The 19,740-nt window shown below is 57.9% G+C and carries 16 protein-coding genes; 7 read left to right on the forward strand and 9 right to left on the reverse strand.

The window, feature by feature from the left end:
• Window positions 1-80 precede the first annotated feature (80 nt).
• Window positions 81-1,481, reverse strand: coding sequence for a DEAD/DEAH box helicase (locus LRL22_RS14750; protein ID WP_270905685.1), 1,401 nt, complete (start codon window positions 1,479-1,481; stop codon window positions 81-83).
• Window positions 1,482-1,839: 358 nt separating this feature from the next.
• Between LRL22_RS14750 and LRL22_RS14755 the strand changes: the two genes are divergently transcribed.
• Window positions 1,840-2,670: a substrate-binding periplasmic protein gene (locus tag LRL22_RS14755; RefSeq protein ID WP_270905686.1), complete on the forward strand. Its 831-nt coding sequence runs from the start codon at window positions 1,840-1,842 to the stop codon at window positions 2,668-2,670.
• Window positions 2,671-2,781: 111 nt separating this feature from the next.
• Here the strand turns inward: LRL22_RS14755 and aroC are convergent, their stop codons facing one another.
• Both aroC and prmB read right to left on the reverse strand, forming a co-directional pair.
• Window positions 2,782-3,870, reverse strand: a complete 1,089-nt coding sequence (aroC, locus tag LRL22_RS14760; RefSeq protein ID WP_270905687.1) for a chorismate synthase — start codon at window positions 3,868-3,870, stop codon at window positions 2,782-2,784.
• Between the two features lie 12 nt (window positions 3,871-3,882).
• On the reverse strand, window positions 3,883-4,818 hold the full coding sequence (gene prmB, locus LRL22_RS14765) for a 50S ribosomal protein L3 N(5)-glutamine methyltransferase (protein ID WP_058051987.1): 936 nt from the start codon (window positions 4,816-4,818) through the stop codon (window positions 3,883-3,885).
• A gap of 82 nt (window positions 4,819-4,900) precedes the next feature.
• Here prmB and smrB point away from each other — a divergent pair, with 82 nt between their 5' ends.
• Complete coding sequence (gene smrB / locus LRL22_RS14770) at window positions 4,901-5,425, forward strand: endonuclease SmrB (RefSeq protein ID WP_005333198.1); 525 nt, start codon at window positions 4,901-4,903, stop codon at window positions 5,423-5,425.
• A 57-nt stretch (window positions 5,426-5,482) separates the two neighbouring features.
• Window positions 5,483-6,778 carry a sensor domain-containing diguanylate cyclase gene (locus LRL22_RS14775; RefSeq protein WP_042083013.1) on the forward strand — a complete coding sequence of 432 codons (1,296 nt, stop codon included), beginning with the start codon at window positions 5,483-5,485 and terminating at the stop codon, window positions 6,776-6,778.
• Window positions 6,779-6,905: 127 nt separating this feature from the next.
• On the opposite strand, the gene LRL22_RS14780 is transcribed toward LRL22_RS14775, so the two are convergent.
• From LRL22_RS14780 to LRL22_RS14795, 4 genes are all read right to left on the reverse strand, one after another.
• Window positions 6,906-7,508 (reverse strand): histidine phosphatase family protein, encoded by a 603-nt coding sequence (locus LRL22_RS14780; protein ID WP_270905688.1) that lies wholly within the window; start codon window positions 7,506-7,508, stop codon window positions 6,906-6,908.
• A 31-nt stretch (window positions 7,509-7,539) separates the two neighbouring features.
• Window positions 7,540-7,926 carry a GFA family protein gene (locus tag LRL22_RS14785; protein ID WP_042083008.1) on the reverse strand — a complete coding sequence of 129 codons (387 nt, stop codon included), beginning with the start codon at window positions 7,924-7,926 and terminating at the stop codon, window positions 7,540-7,542.
• 468 nt (window positions 7,927-8,394) lie between these two features.
• On the reverse strand, window positions 8,395-9,858 hold the full coding sequence (locus tag LRL22_RS14790; protein ID WP_081042913.1) for a chitinase: 1,464 nt from the start codon (window positions 9,856-9,858) through the stop codon (window positions 8,395-8,397).
• Window positions 9,859-10,166: 308 nt separating this feature from the next.
• Entirely contained in the window at window positions 10,167-11,387 is a 1,221-nt protein-coding gene (locus LRL22_RS14795) for a methyltransferase (RefSeq protein ID WP_270905689.1), read from the reverse strand.
• Between the two features lie 184 nt (window positions 11,388-11,571).
• Between LRL22_RS14795 and LRL22_RS14800 the strand changes: the two genes are divergently transcribed.
• On the forward strand, window positions 11,572-12,150 hold the full coding sequence (locus tag LRL22_RS14800) for a PhnA domain-containing protein (protein WP_270905690.1): 579 nt from the start codon (window positions 11,572-11,574) through the stop codon (window positions 12,148-12,150).
• A 204-nt stretch (window positions 12,151-12,354) separates the two neighbouring features.
• Here LRL22_RS14800 and LRL22_RS14805 read toward each other — a convergent pair whose 3' ends face one another.
• On the reverse strand, window positions 12,355-13,881 hold the full coding sequence (locus LRL22_RS14805) for a fumarate hydratase (RefSeq protein ID WP_270905691.1): 1,527 nt from the start codon (window positions 13,879-13,881) through the stop codon (window positions 12,355-12,357).
• A gap of 294 nt (window positions 13,882-14,175) precedes the next feature.
• Between LRL22_RS14805 and pabB the strand changes: the two genes are divergently transcribed.
• From pabB to LRL22_RS14820, 3 genes are all read left to right on the forward strand, one after another.
• Entirely contained in the window at window positions 14,176-15,459 is a 1,284-nt protein-coding gene (gene pabB, locus LRL22_RS14810; protein ID WP_270905692.1) for an aminodeoxychorismate synthase component I, read from the forward strand.
• A 42-nt stretch (window positions 15,460-15,501) separates the two neighbouring features.
• Window positions 15,502-16,068: a CoA pyrophosphatase gene (locus LRL22_RS14815; protein WP_270905693.1), complete on the forward strand. Its 567-nt coding sequence runs from the start codon at window positions 15,502-15,504 to the stop codon at window positions 16,066-16,068.
• Between the two features lie 216 nt (window positions 16,069-16,284).
• Window positions 16,285-17,583: a serine/threonine transporter gene (locus tag LRL22_RS14820; protein ID WP_005351750.1), complete on the forward strand. Its 1,299-nt coding sequence runs from the start codon at window positions 16,285-16,287 to the stop codon at window positions 17,581-17,583.
• A 551-nt stretch (window positions 17,584-18,134) separates the two neighbouring features.
• Here the strand turns inward: LRL22_RS14820 and sstT are convergent.
• Window positions 18,135-19,385, reverse strand: a complete 1,251-nt coding sequence (sstT, locus tag LRL22_RS14825; protein WP_158110031.1) for a serine/threonine transporter SstT — start codon at window positions 19,383-19,385, stop codon at window positions 18,135-18,137.
• Between the last annotated feature and the right edge of the window lie 355 nt (window positions 19,386-19,740).

Below are 19,740 nucleotides of genomic sequence, written 5' to 3' on the forward strand. Positions count from 1 at the left end.
TGAAAAAACAAAAAGCCCTGCCAGATTGGCAGGGCTTTTTAGATCAACCGATCAGCTGGGGAGAGAGGCTCCCGAGCCGCTTACTGGTTGTGGGTAGAGCGACGGGGGCGACGGGCCTGAGCCGGTTTGCCAGCGCCATCAGCCGGACGCTGACCACCTTGCGGCTTGGGCTTGCCACCGTTACCGGTACGTGTACCACCCGCATTGCCATTGGAGGCTGAACGACCGGCGCCTTGACGCTGGCCTTGACCTTGCTGACGCGGCGCACGGCGCTGCTCACTCGGATCGCGCGGCTCTTTGCGCAGCGGCGCGCCGATACCACGGGCGATGTTGTCGAGGGTCTCACGGGAGGCTTCAAAACCAGCCACCTGCTCGCAGGGGATGTTCTGCTTGGTCAGACGCTCGATGGCTTTGATCAGTTTGCCTTCATCGGCCGCAACCAGGGAGATGGCGTGACCGGCCGCGCCGGCACGACCGGTACGACCGATACGGTGCACGTAATCTTCCGCCACGTTCGGCAGCTCGAAGTTCACTACCTGCGGCAGCTTGTCGATATCGAGGCCACGGGCCGCAATGTCGGTCGCCACCATCACGCGCACACTGCCATCCTTGAAACCGGCCAGCGCGCGGGTACGGGCGCCCTGGCTCTTGTTGCCGTGAATGGCGGCAGCACTGATGCCGTCTTTTTCAAGCTTCTCGGCAACGCGGTTGGCGATGTGCTTGGTACGGGTAAAGACCAGCACCTGCTGCCAGTTGTTGCTGGAGATCAGGTGGCTCAGCAGGGCAATCTTGTTGGCCTTGTCGCACGGGTGCACCAGCTGCTCGATACGCTCGGCGGTACTGTTGCGCGGGGCAACTTCAATGACAGCCGGGTTGTCCAGCAGGCCAGTGGCCAGCTCGCGAATTTCATCGGCGAAGGTGGCGGAGAAGAGCAGGTTCTGGCGCTTCTTCGGCAGCAGGGTCAGGATGCGGCGGATGTCGCGGATAAAGCCCATGTCGAGCATGCGATCCGCTTCGTCCAGTACCAGGATCTCCACCTCGTCAAACTTGACGGCGTTCTGGTTGTAGAGATCGATCAGACGGCCCGGACAGGCCACCAGCACGTCCAGACCACGGCGAGTCGCCATCATCTGCGGGTTGATGCTCACGCCACCGAATACCACGTGGCTGCGCAGGGGCAGATGCTTGCCATAGTTGCGCACGCTCTCGCCCACCTGGGCGGCCAGCTCGCGCGTCGGGGTCAGTACCAGCGCACGGACGCGGTTCGGAGAGACCTTGCGCTTGCTCTCCATCAGACGTTGCAGCATCGGCAGGGTAAAGCCTGCGGTCTTGCCGGTCCCTGTTTGGGCCGCCGCCATCAGATCGCGGCCAGCCAGAACGGCGGGGATCGCTTGTTGCTGAATGGGAGACGGGGTGTCGTAGCCTTGTTCGGCAACGGCACGCAACAAGGGTTCGGCCAGACCGAGGGAAGTAAAACTCATAGTTACCTGCTAGGGATAGGGGCGCCGACAATCCGGGATGGGGCTCCTCTGCTGAGCCGATGCCATCTCGCCAGACTCGGGCCTGTTGAGAACACAACGATTTCCCCGGGGAGCAGAGCAAAGGGGAAAGAATAGGGGCGCAGTCTAACGGAGTTGTGCCGGATAAACGAGAAAAATGTGATGCTCATCCCAGCACGCACAGAAAAGCCCTCTGCTCTCCACCGAATAATCCCGTTGACCAGTGAAGCACGCACCACACTATTAACTGATAACTTATTACCTGTCCCGCCATCGTGATGCGCGGGTCGCAGGCGCACGGGATAGCAGAGAACAAAAAGCAGAATAACGAGGTTAAGCTATGAGCACGCAATATCGTCCCCACGGCAACTGGCAGGCCAAGCTCTGCCTGCTGCTGCTTTTGCTGACCCCTTCCCTGCAGGCCAGTCAGACCCTGACCGTGGCCTGGAGCCACTGGCCCCCCTTCAGTCAAATCAACAACCGGGGTGAGCTGGACGGGCTGGATGTCAGCCTGACTCGCCAGATCCTCACCCAGGCGGGCTTTGCCCCCAAATTTCGTGAGATCCCCTGGGCGCGGGCACTCCATCTGGTGGAGCACGATCAGCTGGATGTGGCGATGGCCGCACTACCACTACCGGAGCGGCAGAAGTATGCCCGCTTCTCTGCACCCTATCGCCAGAGCGCCTATGTGCTGTTGAGTAATAACCCGATTCCAGGCCATCAGGATCGCTGGGGAAAGCTCGATACCTTGTCCAAACTGTGCCACAACAAGGATCTCAAAATTGGCAAACTGCGCGGTACTCGCCCCATTCATCAAATGGACGAGTGTCCTGCCCTCAAGGGGGCGACCGAGTACAATGCCGATGATCGACTAATCGAACTGCTGCTGGCCCGCCGTCTCGATGGCATCATTATGGAGTGGCAATATGCACGCTATCGGCTCTCCCAATTGGGCGCCGAGGGGTTTATCAGTTGTCAGCTGTTGCTGCACCATCAGCCGGTCAGCCTGATGTTTGCCAAAAACAGCATGAGCGAAGAGCAGATCCTCAAAGTCAACGAGGCCATTCATGCCTTGCCCAAACCCCACAACAAGTTCTCGCCTCCCAGGTGTCGCCTCAATGCCGATCCGGGCGCCGCGGATCTGCTGACCCGCACCCTCCGCAAGCAGTGACGGGATAAGCCGCCACCTGAAATAGCAAAGGCGACCCGAAGGTCGCCTTTTTGGTATTGTCGAACTTGTTCCCCGAACAGGGAGCGATCAGTCGATGAGCAGCAATAGCGATCAGCGCAGCTGCGGGGTATGGGTCAACACCCCCTGATTCTGGGCGCGATGGCGCAGCAGGTGATCCATCAACACCAGCGCCAGCATGGCTTCGGCGATGGGTACGGCGCGAATGCCGACACAAGGATCGTGACGACCCTTGGTGATCATCTCGATGGCCTCGCCTTCGGTATTGATGGTCTTGCCCGGCACAGTGATGCTGGAAGTCGGTTTGAGCGCCATGCTCACCACGATATCCTGACCCGACGAGATCCCACCCAGAATGCCGCCCGCATGGTTGCTGGCAAAGCCTGACGGGGTCATCTCGTCACGATGCTCGGAGCCTTTTTGCTCCACTACCGCAAAGCCGTCACCGATCTCCACCCCTTTCACCGCATTGATGCCCATCATGGCGTGGGCAATGTCGGCATCGAGACGATCAAACACCGGCTCACCGAGACCCACCGGCACATTGCGCGCAATGACCTGCACCTTGGCACCGATACTGTTGCCCTCTTTTTTCAGGTCACGCATGTATTGATCGAGCTCTTCCAGCTTGCCCGCATCGGGGAAGAAGAAGGGATTCTGCTCGATCTGCACCGCGTCAAACGCCTCAGCCTTGATGGGGCCGAGCTGGGAGAGAAAACCGGTGATCTCAATGCCATGCACCTGTTTGAGGTACTTCTTGGCAATGGCACCCGCAGCCACCCGCATCGCGGTCTCGCGTGCCGAGGAGCGACCACCGCCGCGATAGTCCCGCTGACCATACTTCTGGTGGTAGGTGTAGTCAGCGTGACCCGGCCGGAACAGATCCTTGATGTCGGAGTAATCCTTGGAGCGCTGATCGGTGTTCTCGATGAGCAGCCCGATGGAGGTGCCGGTGGTCTTGCCCTCAAACACTCCTGAGAGGATCTTCACCTCATCCGGCTCACGGCGAGGCGTGGTGTAGCGGGAAGTGCCCGGCTTGCGCCGATCCAGATCCCCCTGCAGATCCGCTTCGCTTATCTCCAGCCCCGGCGGGCAGCCATCGACCACGGCGCCCAGCGCCAGGCCGTGGCTCTCGCCAAAGGTAGTGACCCGAAAGAGTTGACCAAAACTGTTCCCTGCCATGCGCGCTCCTGCTTAGTTCTTGTAGATGGCGAAATGATCCTGATACTGCACCAGCTCGTCACGGGTCATCACAAAGACGCCGTGACCGCCGTTTTCGAATTCAACCCAGGTAAAGGGGATCTCGGGGAACTGGGCTTCCAGATGGATCATGCTGTTGCCCACTTCGACCACCAGCACACCGTTATCCTTGAGGAAATCTGCCGCATGGGCCAGCAGACGCTTGGTCAGCTTGAGACCATCGGAGCCGGACGCCAGCGCCAGCTCGGGCTCGTGACGGAACTCGTCCGGCAGATCCGACATATCTTCGGAGTCCACATAAGGCGGGTTGGAGACGATGAGATCGTACTTGTCGCCCGCCGGCAGATCGCGGAACAGATCGGAGCGGATCGGAATGACCTGCTGCTCCAGCCCGTGATCGTTGATATTGCGCTCGGCCACGTTCAGCGCATCAACGCTGATATCAATGGCATCCACTTCCGCTTCCGGGAACTCGTGGGCCATGATGATGGCGATGCAACCGGAGCCAGTGCACAAGTCCATGATCCGGGTCGGTTCATGTTTGAGGAAGGGTGCGAAACGGTTGGCCACCATCTCGGCAATGGGGGAACGGGGAATGAGCACCCGCTCGTCCACGTAGAACTCCCAACCGGCATACCAGGCCTTGTTGGTCAGGTAGGCGGCCGGTACCCGCTCCTGTACGCGGCGGATAATCAGCTCGGCGATGCGGTGACGCTCGCTGCTGGTCAGACGGGAGTGGCGCATCGCCGGGTCTACATCCGGTGGCAGATGTAACGCGGGCAGTACCAGCTGCACAGCTTCATCCCAGGCGTTGTCGGTTCCATGACCGTAAAAAATCCCGGCGTCGTTGAAACGACTCATGGCCCAACGCAACATGTCCTGGATGGTGTGCATCTCGGCAACCACCTCATCGATAAATATCTTGTCCAAATCCACCTCCAAGTCGAGTAATATCCGGCCCGAGCCCCGTTTACGTTGCGGGCAAGACGCATACCTAATACATGAGCATCTGATGAAAAAAACGCCCTCACCGACAGACGAGGAAACCCTGCTGTTCCGCGATGCGATAAAAGGTACCCGGAAAATCAAGCAAGATACCATAAGGGCCGAGTTACGCCCGGTCAAGCAGAAACGCGAATTGCGCGAAACCCGCGAAAAGCTTGGGGTTGACCACTATTTCAGCGATGAGTATCAGCCCCATCTCGACGATGATGGGCCGACCCGTTACGTGCGGGAAGATGTGTCAAAATTTGAGCTGAAAAAGCTCAAGCGGGGCATTTATCCGCCGGAGATCTATCTCGATCTGCACGGCATGAACCAGCAGCAGGCAAAACAGGAGCTGGCGGCCCTGCTCACCCTCTGCCAGAAAGAGAACATTCACGTCGCCTCGGTGATGCACGGTATCGGCAAACATATTCTCAAGCAGCGCATTCCCAGCTGGCTGGCCCAGCACCCCAATGTTCGCGCCTTCCATCAGGCTCCCCGCGAATGGGGCGGCGACAGCGCCATTCTGGTGTTGCTGGATATCGAAGAGTAGTTAGCCAAACGACCACACTATACTGAATATCAATATGTTATTCGCCGTGGAGGTCGCATGTTTACACAGGGTTCCCATGCCGACATAAAGTCATCTCTCGACGCCATCGGCGCCGCCGTGGCGGTGTTCAGCCTCGACAAGGATGATCACTTTGTGCTGGTCTCTGCCAACGATACCTTTGCCAAGGCGTTCGAGCTGGATGTCCTTGGCAGCATTGGCAAACAGCTGAGCGAGATGTTTCCCCGCTACATCACCAATACCATCGAGCCGCCAATGCACGAGTGTGTGCGCATGCAGACAGGGCTCGAGAGCGAGCTGCCAATCGACAGCCTCTCGCGCACCAGTTGGTGGCGCTTTATTCTCTCCCCAATCATCCCCGAGCAAGCCCGGATCAACCGGATCATCGTCACCGCCATCGACATCACCGCCAGGATGCAGCTGGAAGAGGCGCTCACCACCAGTCGCCGTCGCTTCGAAGCGGTGGTCAACTCCGCCTATGACGGCATCATCAGTGTCAGCAGCGAATCACGCATCGAGCTTATCAATACCGCCGCCTGCGAGATGTTCGGGATCGACGAGAGTTATCTCGGCAAGCGGCTGGAAACCCTGCTGCCACAGCGTTTTCGCGCCAATCACGAGACCTATTTCAAAGCCTTCAGCAGCTCCCCCATCAATTCGCGCCCGATGCACGCCCGCGCCTCGGTGATGGGTCTGCGCCGAGACGGCAGCGAATTTCCGCTGGAGGTGACCATCGCCAAGATCAATCTGGGCCCGACCACCGAGATGACCGCCATCTTGCGGGATATCTCGGAGCGAGCCCGACTGGTGGAGGAGTTGAAGGTCGCCGCCACCACGGATCCCCTCACCGGCATTGCCAACCGGCGCCGCTTCAACGAGCTGGTCAACGCCGAGATGCAGCGCTGTCAGCGTTTTGGCCATACCATGAGCCTGCTGCTGATCGATATCGACCACTTCAAGGAAGTCAACGACACCTTTGGCCATCAGCAGGGAGATCTGGCGATCCTGAGTCTGGTGAAACGGATCAGCAAACAGCTGCGGGAGGTGGACATGCTGGGTCGCTGGGGTGGCGAGGAGTTTATCGTACTGCTACCGGAAACCTCCCTCGAGCTCGCCTGGGCCAGCGCCGAGCGGATCAGGCTAGCCATCGAATCCCAGCACCATGCACTGGACGGGGCTCTTGAGATCTCCCTCACCATCAGTATCGGGATCAGCGCCAGCAAGGGCAGCCATGACACTGTAGAGAAGATGGTTAGACGAGCCGACACCGCCCTCTATTTGGCCAAGAAACAGGGGCGCAACTGCTGCCGCAAAGAGGAACCGGAGCCGACCTGATGGCGCACGCCCCTGCCCTCTGGTGACACTGCTAACCTTTGCCTGCAGAGATAACCAACCGCAACGTACACAAAAAGCAGCGCTACTCTCTTCGGTAGCGCTTTTTTTCGTCCTGCTTTTGGTGGACTCAAGCATCAAGGGGACGGCTAAAGCGCAGTGGGTCACCATCAGCCAGAGAGAGCCTCACCGACAGCATGCCGCCGTTGGGCAATTGCCACTCGAAGAAGTCATCAAATCCGGCAATCGTTACGGCGCGGATCACCTTGGCGACTACACCATGTGCCACTAGCAGTATCCGCTCCCCTTGCATGGTCGAAGCAAGTTCCGTGAGTCCCTGCGAGACCCGGGCAATCACCTCATCAATGGTTTCACCACCGGGAGGAGCGTCAGCCCAGCGCCGGGTGATATTGCGCGCCCACAGTTCGGGATAGCGATCCCTCGCTTCTGCCTGCGTCAGCCCTTCAAACAGGCCGACATCCCGTTCACGAAAGGCCGGCACAAGCTCCACAGGCAATCCCAACTGACGAGACAAGATGGTAGCGCTCTCCCTTGTTCGAAGCAGAGGGGATGCCAGCAACCGATCAAACGGCTGCTGTGCCACAGCCACCTTCTCAGCCAGACAAGAGATCTGGCGCACGCCATCGTCATTGAGCCCGATATCCAGCGCGCCCTGATACCGTCCTTCCGCATTGGCTTGCGTCTCGCCATGGCGGATAACTACCAGCTCCATGCCAACCTCCTTTGTTGGGGCTACCTTGGTTTTACTTCCCTTTACGATAACGGGGATGCTCGTCCTGGATCGACAACCAGGGCAGCTGGCTGTCAGTATGGATGTGATAGGTTGGCGCAATAGCCTCTGGATTATCGAGAGAGGCGATAGCCAACGTGAGATAGTCAGGGTACTGGGTGCTGCGATACGTGAGGGTGGAGCCACACTCGGCGCAAAATCCCCGTCGGATAAAATCTGAAGACGCATACTCGGTCGGTTTGCCGCATAACCACTGCACCTGTTCGGCGTGAAAGTCCATCCAGGCCCCGACCGGTGCCCCCGTGGTGCGCTGGCAATCCCGACAGTGACAAAAATCGGCCGCAAAAGGTGCAGTCAGCATCTCATAACGGATCGCCCCGCAATGACAACCCCCCTTCATCTCTCCCCCTCGTTGCAATTTTGCACAAGCCAAAGAGATTACCAATATAAACCTGCCGTTTACATCTATTTTCTCAAGGGAATAAGCGACAATGTACCGAGATAAAGCTGAGTGATATAGCAAGACCTCACCATTTCAGGTGATAAATGACAGTTTACCAATAGAGAAGATACTCCTCATATTCTCAATGAGATGTTTCATTTTATGGTGGAAAATGAATTCGCAAGTAACGCACTACGCTCATCATAAGACGCTAGTTTATGGTGGCTAACGAACCTGAATATAAACTTTATTCTTAACTTTGATTCAACACTATTTCATTTCAATTTTCAGATAGAAACTCACCTTATCAGTTAGAACATAAGCACCATTAAAAACACAAGATAATATTCAGTAATGCACTGTTGATAATTAACGAGGAGAAGGAGTTATCCGCCCTCTCCTCTTTGGGAGTGAAATTACGCCATCTTATTTGGCAGGAACTACAACCCAGGGGCCGCCTTTGGCGGGATCATCCCCCTGTGTCCACCATTTGGCCTGATAGACGGCTCCCTTGTAGCTCACCTTGCTGCCCGCGGTGTAGACCTTGGTCGCTTCCCATGCCGGGTTGCCACCGATGGGGGGTTCGCTCGGATCGACCGGCGGTGGAGTCAGTTTGTCCACGATCCGCACTTTCGGCCAGTTGGCGTGGGAGCCGTAGAAGTTGGTCACGCACTTCTCGTAGTCACCCGGCACCAGCGCAGAATAAGCGGTCTGAAAGCCCACCAGCTCGCACTCGAAGGAGTAACCGCCCGGGCGATCCGGATAGTACTTCCAGTTGCCATCCCAGTTGGTGTAGAGCACGTCGGTAGCGCCGTTGAGATTGAGACTGCCATAGGGAGTCTGCTGCCAGCAGGTGTTCTTCTCATCCGCCTTGATCGGGATCTGGTAGTGGTTGGCCAGCCCTTCCCAGTAGCGGATACGATTGACCGGCTGCCCCTTGTCCTTGTTCTGCTCGCCACACTCGATGCCGCCGTTGATGACGTTGATGGTGGTGCCAAAACCATAGCCGATACCGGCGTCAGCTTCCCGTTTGGAGGGTACCCAGGTGCGATCAATCACGTGCAACATGGCCGGTTTCGGGGCCTGCGGGGTGAGGAAGAACCAGATGGCAGAAGCGAGGTTGAGCCAGGAGTCCGCCACCAGCCCCGGGTTGTTGAGCAGCACAGAGGCATCGCCATCGAACATCGCCTCGGAGAAGGCGCCGTAGTTGAAGTGGTAAGAAAGCTGCTTGGCGCCGCGGCCGAAATACCCCTGACCCGTGCTGCAAGGCCACTTCTTGTTCTGCCAGTCGTTCTGGCCACAGCCGGTGGTATAGCCGGTCTGTCCCTCTGACCAGCCCATCTCCCGCACATGCACCAGCGCCTGTTGCCACTCCTCCAGCCCCAGCGGGTTATCGGAGACGTTCTCCTTGGCAATATGGCCACCGGTCTCCTGAGAGAAGTGGGCAAAGGCCGTCACAATAGATTTTTTACAGATCGCATCAGAATCACGCCCGTCAGTATATTCACCACAGAACGCAGGGAATTTACCAATGGCTCGCAAGAAGCGGACATAAGTATATTCCGGCGCTGCCATCTGGGTTAAATATTCCCATTCAGATTGGGGAAATACCCGTTCAACCCGTTTTACGTTGTCAGGATTGCTTGCCAAACCCGGTTCAATGGCATCAACGATTTTATTGGACCGAGTGGCCAATGCCTTGGCCCATATTGCATACATGGGATTGGCCGTCTTGGCTTTTTCCATGGCTGCCAGATCCGGGGCCGCAATGACATATCCTCCCGCATTTTGCGGATCGGGTTGAATATTCATGGCTGCACTCATTGCGGCATAGCTTGGCAATGCGCAGGCGGCAGCGATCAGCCAGGCACAACGCTTGGGTTTGAACATGTTTATCGTCCTTGTTTGAATTAATGCGTTCCAAGAGTAGGTGTTTCAACAACTAAATTCACGATGAGAATTAAGAAATAAGCAGAATTTGTGAGCCATTTCACCTTGTGATATTCAGTGCAGCTGAAACAAAGGAAAAGAACCCAAACGAAAACGTCAGAGCATGATCTGTCGCCCATTTTTAGAACAGTTGAGACGGCCAGGTGGCCTGCCATACGATCATTGTTCGTGATGAAAAAAAATGGCTGACAGGCTCAACCTGTCAGCCATCATCAATGTTCAAGAAAAATGCTCAAAATAGCCGGATGTCAGGCACGCACGGCACGGATCAGGATATTGCGCGGGGTCAGGGGTTTGGCACAAAACTCCCCCACTTCGACCCGATAGCCCTGCTCTTGCAAAAAGAGCGCGCGATCCAGCGCCAGCCAGATCTCGAGGGGACGGCGAAACAGGTGGCGCACCAGCTCCATGCGGGCGACATCACCAAAGCGGCGCTCCCCGTGTTCCAACCAGGCGGGATAGTCGAGCCCTGTTGGCAGCACAATCCCTTTGCGCTCGGCAGCCCAGCCGCAGAATGCCTCAAACGTGCCGGTCAGCAGGCTCTTTTGCATATTGGGCACCGGCAGATACTCATCCACCCCGCGCACCTGACGCTGCAGGCAGTCAAACCCGAGCCGCCACACCACTTCCTGCTCTCGCAGGCGGGCGATCCGCGCACCGCCAGTCACCGTCTCCTGTAGCGGCAACTTGAGATCCGCCTTGCTCAACACCAGCTCGCTGGCGCTGGCCGCGGCTGACAGCGGGCGATAGTGGCTGGTACGGATCAGGTGGTAACAACAGGGAGAGATGGTCACTCCGCGGGCACCGCGCTCGGCCACCCGCTCCAGCAGATGGGTGTGCAGCTCGCCGCAGGCATGGAGTGCCATGGCGTGATGTTCGGGGGCGATCAGCACCGCCGATTCGGGTGCAAAGACATCGGCGCAGGTAAAGGTCATATTGGCACCATCCCGCTCGGCCAGCAGCCGACCATCGTCACAAAGCTGATCTTGCAACTCCAGACTGAGGATCGGAGCCTGTCGATGAAGTGATACCAGCCGCCCAAGGTGGCCCTTACCGGCACACCACTCCAGATAGGGGCCCTGATGGGCAGGCAGACAGGCGGTGAACGACTCGATCTGGGCCTGCTTGCGCCCCGGCATATGCAGTGCCATCTCCTTGCTGCAAGTGATGGGCTGCGGGGTAAACGGGGCAAGCTGGCTGAGTTGCTGCAGCTCGGCTCCCTCGGCAATCCAGGGGGCAAGCAGCGTGCTGAGTGCATCCATATCCGCATCGAGCTCTGCCAACTGGCCGAGCGTCAGCCCATTGAGCAGCGCAGCCAGTTCGGGCGCCTCATCGGCAAAGGCCATGGTCAAATGATGATATGGCTGATATTGCCACCAGCGTCGGTTGCGGGTGAGCAGTCGATCCAGTTGTTGAAAACGTTGAGCCAGCACGAATGCCCCTGCCTTGCAGTCAAAAAGGAGGCTCATTCTAGCGATCCCGCTTCAAATTGCACTCTCAATACCTGACGATCAGCGCCACGCAACAGCACAGCCAACCTTGTGAGCCAGGGCAGACCTGACAAAGTGCGGGGTTTTATGCTATATTCCGCCCCCTCTTTCACGCGCCCCGCCCAACGCGGGTCGCTTTACCACTAGCTATGGGACCAACAACATGACCATCAACGCCATTCTGCAAGCGCGCGCGGGCGCCAAGTGTGAACTGTGCAGCGCCGAGCAGGCGCTGACCGCCTTCGTGGTGCCTCACTCCCCCGCCAGCGACGATGATCACAGCGTTGCTATCTGTGACACCTGCCGTGGTCAGCTGGAACAACCGGATACCCTGGTGGTCAACCACTGGCGTTGCCTGAGTGACAGCATGTGGAGCCAGGTGCCTGCGGTGCAGGTGATGGCATGGCGCCAGCTGAAAGCACTCTCCGGCAAGGGTGAAGTGTGGGCTCAGGATCTGCTGGACATGATGTACATGGAAGACGAAGCCAAGGCCTGGGCTGAAGCTGGTATTGCTGACGAAGATGACGACAGCGTACCGACCGTTGACTCCAACGGCGCCGTGCTGCAAGAGGGCGACTCCGTTACCCTGATCAAGGATCTGGACGTGAAAGGCGCCGGTTTCACCGCCAAGCGCGGCACCCTGGTCAAGGGCATCCGTCTGACCAACAACCCGCTCCATATCGAAGGCAAGGTCAACGGCGTGCAGATCGTACTGGTTGCTACCTACCTGAAAAAGGCCTAAGCCAAGGGCGATTGCTCTGCTGTCTGCTGCCAGAGCACAAGCACAACGGAAAAAGGATGGCGTCACGCCATCCTTTTTTATACCCGCTTGCCGCAAACGGCCAACTTGAGCCCATAACAGGCCAGCCAAAGCAAAAAGGCGCATCCGGATGGACGCGCCTTCTTTACAGGGCCGATACCGTTAACCGGCAGCGGAAACGGTCACTCAGGAGGAGAGTTTGCCATCCAGCTCGGCAATCTTGGCCGACCAGTAGGCCGGGCCGGTTTCGTGGATATTGTTACCCTCGGAGTCGACCGCTACGGTCACCGGCATATCTTCCACTTCAAACTCGTAGATCGCTTCCATGCCGAGATCGGCAAAGGCCACCACGCGCGCCTTCTTGATGGCCTTGGCCACCAGATAAGCGGCGCCACCAACGGCCATCAGATAGACGGCCTTGTGCTGCTTGATGCTCTCAACGGTTTTCGGGCCCCGCTCGGATTTGCCGATCATGCCGATAAGGCCGGTTTCACCCAGCATCATGTCGGTGAACTTGTCCATCCGGGTAGAGGTGGTGGGACCTGCCGGGCCGACCACTTCGTCGCGCACCGCATCGACCGGGCCAACGTAATAGATGAAGCGGTTGGTGAAATCAACCCCTTCCGGCAGCCCTTCGCCATTTTTCAGCATGTCGGCGATACGCTTGTGGGCGGCGTCGCGACCGGTGAGGATCTTGCCGGAGAGCAGCACGGTATCACCGCTCTTCCAACTTGCCAGTTCGGCCTTGGTGATGCCATCGACGTTGACGCGGCGCACGTTGCCACCCGCTTCACGGGTGATCTCCGGCCAGTCGCTCAGTCTCGGCGGTGTCAGTTCGGCGGGGCCTGAACCATCCAGCTCGAAGTGAACGTGGCGGGTCGCGGCGCAGTTGGGGATCATCACCACCGGCTTGGAGGCGGCATGAGTCGGCGCAGATTTCACCTTCACATCCAGCACGGTCGTGAGGCCGCCCAGCCCCTGGGCACCGATCCCCAACTTGTTGACCTTGTCGTAGAGCTCGACCCGCAGCTTCTCTTCGGTGGTTTGCGGGCCACGGGCGATCAGCTCCTGAATGTCGATGTGCTCCATCAGGGCCTCTTTGGCCAGCACCGCCGCTTTCTCGGCGGTACCGCCGATGCCGATGCCCAGCATGCCGGGTGGGCACCAGCCTGCGCCCATGGTCGGCACGGTTTTCAGTACCCACTCGACGATATCGTCAGAGGGGTTGAGCATCACCATCTTGGATTTGTTCTCGGAGCCGCCGCCTTTGGCCGCGATGCTCACTTCTACCTTGTTGCCGGGGATCATGTCGATATGCACCACGGCAGGGGCGTTGTCTTTGGTGTTTTTGCGACTGCCGGCCGGATCGGCCAGCACGGAGGCGCGCAGCGGGTTGTCAGGATTGGTGTAGGCACGACGGGTCCCTTCGTCTACCATCTCCTGCACCGTCATGTCGCTGTCCCACTGGACTTGCATGCCAATTTTGACGAAACAGGTCACGATGCCGGTGTCCTGGCAGAGCGGACGATGACCTTCGGCGGACATGCGGGAGTTGATCAGGATCTGGGCAAGCGCATCTTTGGCGGCCGGGTTGGCCTCACGGTCATACGCCGCTTTGGCAGCCTGAACAAAATCCAACGGGTGGTAATAGGAGATGTACTGGAGGGCATCTGCGATAGAATCGATGAAATCCTGTTTTTTTATAATGCTCATATCATCCTCACTGGTCCTTGTCTCTGCCACAGAGCAGGGCAAGGGCTTCCATATGATGGGCCGTGCTGACGTGCTGGCTAAAAACTATCAACCAGCAAAAAACGAACGACACGGCAGTTTTTTCTTAAGTCACCGACACCTATGATACGCTTGCCCACCAGCACCGACTAGGGTTCGGGAACCAAACTGTTGCCTGTGTAACATAAAATGACGCCAACACTTCATATCCATCATCTAGACCATAGTGCTGAACTCCATCAGCTTTTTGCACGCCTGCAACATCAGCCGTGGGCCATGTTGCTGGAATCGGCGGGGCCACTCGGCGCCGATAACGGCTTTGATATCATCACTGCCGATCCGCTGGCGACCCTCGAAACCCGTGGCCAGGTTACCACTCTGCGTGTCGGGGTGAATATCAGCAAACACAGCGAAGATCCCCTCACCCTGCTGGCCCATACCCAGCAACAGCTGCTGGGGGAGCTGGAACTGTGTGCCACTCAGCTGCCCTTTATTGGTGGCGCCCTCGGCCTGTTTGGCTATGATCTCGGCCGCCGCTTCGAGCGACTGCCAGTGCAGGCTGCCGCCGATATCGCGGTGCCGGACATGGCGGTGGGCATCTACGACTGGGCGCTGCTGCGCAATGTGGCGACCGGCGACTGGCAACTGGTGCACTGGGGGGATGAAGCGGGACTTGCCAAGCGGCTGGCCTGGCTTGAACAGCAGCAGACCAAACCGGCCCCCGCTTTTGCCTTGCAGGGGTCGTGGCAGAGCAATATGAGCCGCGCCGAGTATGGCGAGAAATTTGCCCGCATTCAGGCATATCTCGCCGCGGGGGATTGCTACCAGATCAACCTGACCCAGCGTTTCAGCGCCCCCTATCAGGGGGATGAGTGGCAGGCCTATTGCCTGCTGGCAACCGCCAACAAGGCCCCCTTCTCAGCCTTTATCCGTTTGCCTGAGAGCGCGCTGCTGAGCCTCTCCCCCGAGCGCTTCCTGCTGCTCGATGGCCGCCATATCGAAACCAAACCCATCAAAGGCACTCGCCCTCGCCACCCTGATCCGGCCACCGATCGGCAAGTCGCGCGGGAGCTGGCGCAGGCCGACAAGGACAGATCAGAGAATCTGATGATCGTTGATCTGCTGCGCAACGATATCGGTCGGGTCAGCCGGCCTGGCTCGGTCAGCGTGCCTCATCTCTTTGCGGTGGAGTCGTTTCCGGCGGTACATCATCTGGTCTCCACCATCCACGGTGAGCTGGATGCACGCTGGCAAGGGGTCGATCTGCTGCGGGCCTGTTTCCCGGGTGGCTCCATCACCGGCGCACCCAAGATCCGGGCTATGGAGATCATCGAAGAGCTGGAACCCCAGCGTCGCAACGCCTATTGCGGCAGCATCGGCTACCTCAGCCAGCATGGCCGGATGGATACCAGCATCTGCATTCGCACTTTGATTGCCGAAGCGGGTCGCCTGCACTGCTGGGCCGGTGGCGGCATCATCGCCGACTCCGATGCCGACAGCGAATATCAGGAGACCTATGACAAGGTCGCCCGCATCCTACCGCCGCTGTCGGCGCTTTAACCCTCCCCACTGTCAGGTCAACGCACAGGAGAGCTCCCCGCCATGGATCGCCACGAACTGCTGACCCGCTTCCAGTTGCAGCGACCCGCCCCGGCCCATCGCCTCGCCATTGGCGGGCTCAGTCCAGCGGCGGTGTTGATCCCGGTGGTGATGCGCGACGAGGGGCTCAGCGTGTTATTGACCCGGCGCAGCCCCCGGCTGCGTCATCATGGGGGGCAGATCAGCTTCCCCGGCGGGCGACAGGATCCCGGCGACGAGAACCTGATTGCCACGGCGCTGCGGGAGACCGAAGAGGAGCTCGGCATTCCGGCCCGACTTATTGAAGTGATCGGCACCCTCAACCCGCTCAATACGGTGTCACGATTCGAGGTGCTGCCGGTGCTGGGGCTGCTCGATGGCAACTATCCCCTCATTCTGAGTCCGAATGAGGTGGATCACGCCTTTGAAGTGCCGCTGACCCATCTGCTGGATCGGCGTAACCACATCCCCCTGACCCTTTACAGAGGGGGGAAAGCACACACCATCTACTGGATCCCCTGGCAACAGCACTTTATCTGGGGGGCTACCGCCAGCATGATCAACCAGCTAGCCCAGCATCTCGCAAAATAACAATTTCCCCACATTTGACTGAGCGAGATTTAATCATTAACACTAAAATAACGTGCTAATTGATAAACAATAATTGAATTTTTCTTGTTTTGATCACATTTCCATAAGAAAGTGCGGTTTTTCGTGCCGTAAAGATGAATTTGATCAACATTTTTGATTAGAAAAACCGTATCCTTGCGCCGACTTAATAAGAACCACACATTCGGGGTGAGATAGATGTCAAACACAGTCACTGGCACGCAGGGAGTTGCGGCGTCAACAGAGCAAGGGATCCGCTCTACTCAAACCACTCGTTGGGAAAAACGCGACTCTACCTGGGTCATCAGTCTGTTCGGGACCGCGGTTGGTGCGGGTATCCTGTTCCTGCCGATCAACGCGGGTATGGGCGGTTTCTGGCCGCTGGTCGTCATGGCGCTGCTGGTAGGTCCCATGACCTATCTGGCCCACCGTGGTCTGGCCCGCTTCGTGCTCTCCTCCAAAAAGCCAAACGCAGACATCACCGAAGTGGTGGAAGAGCACTTTGGCGTGGGTGCCGGTAAATTAATCACCCTGCTCTACTTCTTCGCCATCTACCCCATCGTGCTGATCTACGGCGTGGGCATCACCAACACCGTGGAAAGCTTCATGGTCAACCAGCTGCAGATGAGTGCCCCGCCGCGCTGGATCCTTTCCATCGTGCTGATCATGGGCATGATGTCGGTGATGCTGGCCGGTGAAAAGCTGATGCTGAAAGTGACCGAGCTGCTGGTTTATCCGTTGATCGCCATTCTGGCCGGTATCTCTTTGTACCTGATCCCGGACTGGACCGGTGCCGCGCTGGAGCAAGTGCCCTCTGCCAAGGATTTCGCCACTACCCTGTGGCTGACCATCCCGGTACTGGTTTTCTCCTTCAACCACAGCCCAGCTATCTCCAGCTTCTCCCTGGCTCAGCGCCGCGACCACGGTGATCAGGCTGTCGAGAAAGCCGATGCCATCCTCAAGCGTACCGCCATGGTGCTGCTGGGCTTCGTGATGTTCTTCGTCTTCTCCTGCGTTATGAGCCTGACACCGGCTCAGCTGGCAGAAGCCAAGGCTCAGAACATCGCCGTGCTCTCCTATCTGGCTAACCAGCATGCCAGCCCCATCATCTCCTACTTCGGTCCGTTGGTTGCGTTCGTAGCCATCGTATCCTCCTTCTTCGGCCACTATCTGGGTGCCCGTGAAGGCCTGAAGGGGATGATCGTTCAGAACATGCGCAAGTCTGGCAAAGAGCCGAACGCCAAGAAAGTCGAGATGTTCATCATCGCCTTCTTCATCCTGACCCTGTGGGGCACTGCCATTGCCAACCCCTCCATCCTGGGCATGATTGAATCCTTGGGCGGCCCGATCATCGCCACCATCCTGTTCATCATGCCGATGTACGCCATCAAGCGCGTACCGGCCATGGCGAAATATCAGGGCCATATCAGCAACGTATTTGTCGCTGTGATGGGGATGATCGCCATCTCCGCCATCCTCTATCAGCTGGTCGGTTAATCCCCCACCTGCCACTGATAGCAAAAAGCCAGCCGAACACTCGGCTGGCTTTTTTTTCTCTGCAATCTGTGCCTCCGCGATTGCCCTGCTCTCCTTATTACTCCCCCCACCTTGTTGGATATCTGCATGCTCACAAGCACCATGACTGAGCACGTCGGGTATCAACATGATTAACCCCCCATGCCCGCAGCTCAATATCGCCAACACGTTTACTCCCCCTCACCAAACCATGATGGCGTATCTGATAGGACGGGTTCATCTGCCGCAGCCAGCCACCTCCATTCTTCTGTGATGCTGTGATTGTCTTGAAGATCTGGGGTAAGCCATAGCAACCGGCTGTTAGCAGAACAGACAAAGATGTGTAACGCACAACAGAAGGAGGAAGCACGACTCAAAGGGATAAAGATAAGGCAGCGCCCTGGACAAGGGCGACAGAATGTCCGGCACATCAGCCAATGAGATTGATCAAGGAGGAAAAGAGAGCAAAGCCAACAATAAAAAGCGCCCTCCGAAGAGGGCGCAAGTGTGTTGCGAAACTGAGCGTTACGAGATCAGGCTTCGCGGCTCGGTATCGGAGCCACATCCAGCAAGGTTTCATCTTCGGCCATGCAAGCTGCGGCAGTGAACAGCACGTCGGTGGAGCTGTTAAGGGCTGTCTCGGCAGAATCCTGAAGTACGCCGATGATAAAGCCGACAGCCACCACCTGCATGGCGATGTCGTTGCTGATACCAAACAGGCTGCACGCCAGCGGGATCAGCAGCAAGGAGCCACCGGCGACACCGGACGCGCCACAGGCACTGACGGTGGCAACCACGGAAAGCAGCACGGCCGTTGCCATGTCCACTTCCATCCCCAGGGTATGTACCGCCGCCATGGCGAGCACAGTGATGGTGATGGCCGCACCGGCCATATTGATGGTGGCACCCAGCGGGATGGAGACCGCGTAGGTATCTTTGGGCAAGCGCAGTTTTTCACACAGCGCCATGTTGACCGGGATGTTGGCGGCAGAGCTGCGAGTAAAGAAGGCTGTCACGCCGCTCTCTTTGAGGCAGGTAAGCACCAGCGGATAAGGGTTGCGCTTGATCTTCCAGAAGACGATCAACGGGTTGACCACAAAGGCGATAAACAGCATGCAGCCGATCAGCACCACCAGCAGTTGAGCATAGCCAAACAGGGCGTCAAAGCCGGTCTCTGCCAGCGTGGAGGCAACCAGACCCAGGATCCCGAGCGGAGCACAGCGGATCACCGCTTTCACGATGGCGGAGACACCGTGAGACAGGTCAGTGATGAGCGCCTTGGTGCTCTCGTTGGCATGGCGCATAGCGATACCCAGACCGATGGCCCACGCCAGGATCCCGATATAGTTGGCATCCATCAGCGCCTTGACCGGGTTGGTCACCACGTTGAACAGCAGGGTCTGCAGCACCTCGGTGATCCCGCCTGGCGGGGTGATCTCGGCAGTATTGGCCACCAGATGGAGGTTGGAGGGAAACAGGAAGCTGGCAATCACCGCGACCACGGCCGCAGAGAAGGTACCAAACAGATAGAGCAGCAGGATCGGTCGCATATTGGTCTTCTGACCCTGCTTGTGACCAATGATGGCCGCCATCACCAGTACGAATACCAGCAGCGGGGCTACTGCTTTCAGTGCGCCAACGAACAGACTGCCGAGCAGACCAGCCGTTTTCGCCCACTCGGGGGCAAACATCGCCAGCAAGATACCGAATACCAGACCAACCAGGATCTGGCTGACCAGACTGGTGCTATTGACCAGCCGAAGGAGGGGGTGTTGTTGTGTCATCAAAAAAGTCCCTAAGCACCGTAGTGCATGAATCATGAGTCCTGTCTGCAACCACTCATCGGGAGACCCCTGTCGCCCGAATGTGGTGTCTGTGGCCAGCCTTCTGTCGGGCCGATCCGCCAGTCACCGGATTGCATGACGGAATATCCCATTCGCCATCTTTTTTTTCCAGAGACTCACCAAAAAATATCCCGTTTCCATCACAAAAAACCGCAACAAAACCTTAACCACAGCGCAACCACCCATTTTTGTACGTTTTATCGACACTCTCTGCCCTTACCCTCACGACCATTCCTGTGTCACCCGTGACCGGCGTCGCTGTGCTATCATCCCCGATTTGCCGCGGAGCCTTGCC

This window comes from Aeromonas sp. PI_26, assembly GCF_027854445.1.
Classification (GTDB): domain Bacteria; phylum Pseudomonadota; class Gammaproteobacteria; order Enterobacterales; family Aeromonadaceae; genus Aeromonas; species Aeromonas veronii.

Excerpts from the sequence above, each read along its gene's own strand:
- LRL22_RS14750 (WP_270905685.1), bottom strand. The coding sequence starts at position 1,481 with ATGAGTTTTACTTCCCTCGGTCTGGCCGAACCCTTGTTGCGTGCCGTT.
- LRL22_RS14755 (WP_270905686.1), top strand. The coding sequence starts at position 1,840 with ATGAGCACGCAATATCGTCCCCACGGCAACTGGCAGGCCAAGCTCTGC.
- aroC (WP_270905687.1), bottom strand. The coding sequence starts at position 3,870 with ATGGCAGGGAACAGTTTTGGTCAACTCTTTCGGGTCACTACCTTTGGC.
- smrB (WP_005333198.1), top strand. The coding sequence starts at position 4,901 with ATGAAAAAAACGCCCTCACCGACAGACGAGGAAACCCTGCTGTTCCGC.
- LRL22_RS14775 (WP_042083013.1), top strand. The coding sequence starts at position 5,483 with ATGTTTACACAGGGTTCCCATGCCGACATAAAGTCATCTCTCGACGCC.
- LRL22_RS14780 (WP_270905688.1), bottom strand. The coding sequence starts at position 7,508 with ATGGAGCTGGTAGTTATCCGCCATGGCGAGACGCAAGCCAATGCGGAA.
- LRL22_RS14785 (WP_042083008.1), bottom strand. The coding sequence starts at position 7,926 with ATGAAGGGGGGTTGTCATTGCGGGGCGATCCGTTATGAGATGCTGACT.
- LRL22_RS14790 (WP_081042913.1), bottom strand. The coding sequence starts at position 9,858 with ATGTTCAAACCCAAGCGTTGTGCCTGGCTGATCGCTGCCGCCTGCGCA.
- LRL22_RS14795 (WP_270905689.1), bottom strand. The coding sequence starts at position 11,387 with ATGAGCCTCCTTTTTGACTGCAAGGCAGGGGCATTCGTGCTGGCTCAA.
- LRL22_RS14800 (WP_270905690.1), top strand. The coding sequence starts at position 11,572 with ATGACCATCAACGCCATTCTGCAAGCGCGCGCGGGCGCCAAGTGTGAA.
- LRL22_RS14805 (WP_270905691.1), bottom strand. The coding sequence starts at position 13,881 with ATGAGCATTATAAAAAAACAGGATTTCATCGATTCTATCGCAGATGCC.
- pabB (WP_270905692.1), top strand. The coding sequence starts at position 14,176 with ATGTTGCTGGAATCGGCGGGGCCACTCGGCGCCGATAACGGCTTTGAT.
- LRL22_RS14815 (WP_270905693.1), top strand. The coding sequence starts at position 15,502 with ATGGATCGCCACGAACTGCTGACCCGCTTCCAGTTGCAGCGACCCGCC.
- LRL22_RS14820 (WP_005351750.1), top strand. The coding sequence starts at position 16,285 with ATGTCAAACACAGTCACTGGCACGCAGGGAGTTGCGGCGTCAACAGAG.
- sstT (WP_158110031.1), bottom strand. The coding sequence starts at position 19,385 with ATGACACAACAACACCCCCTCCTTCGGCTGGTCAATAGCACCAGTCTG.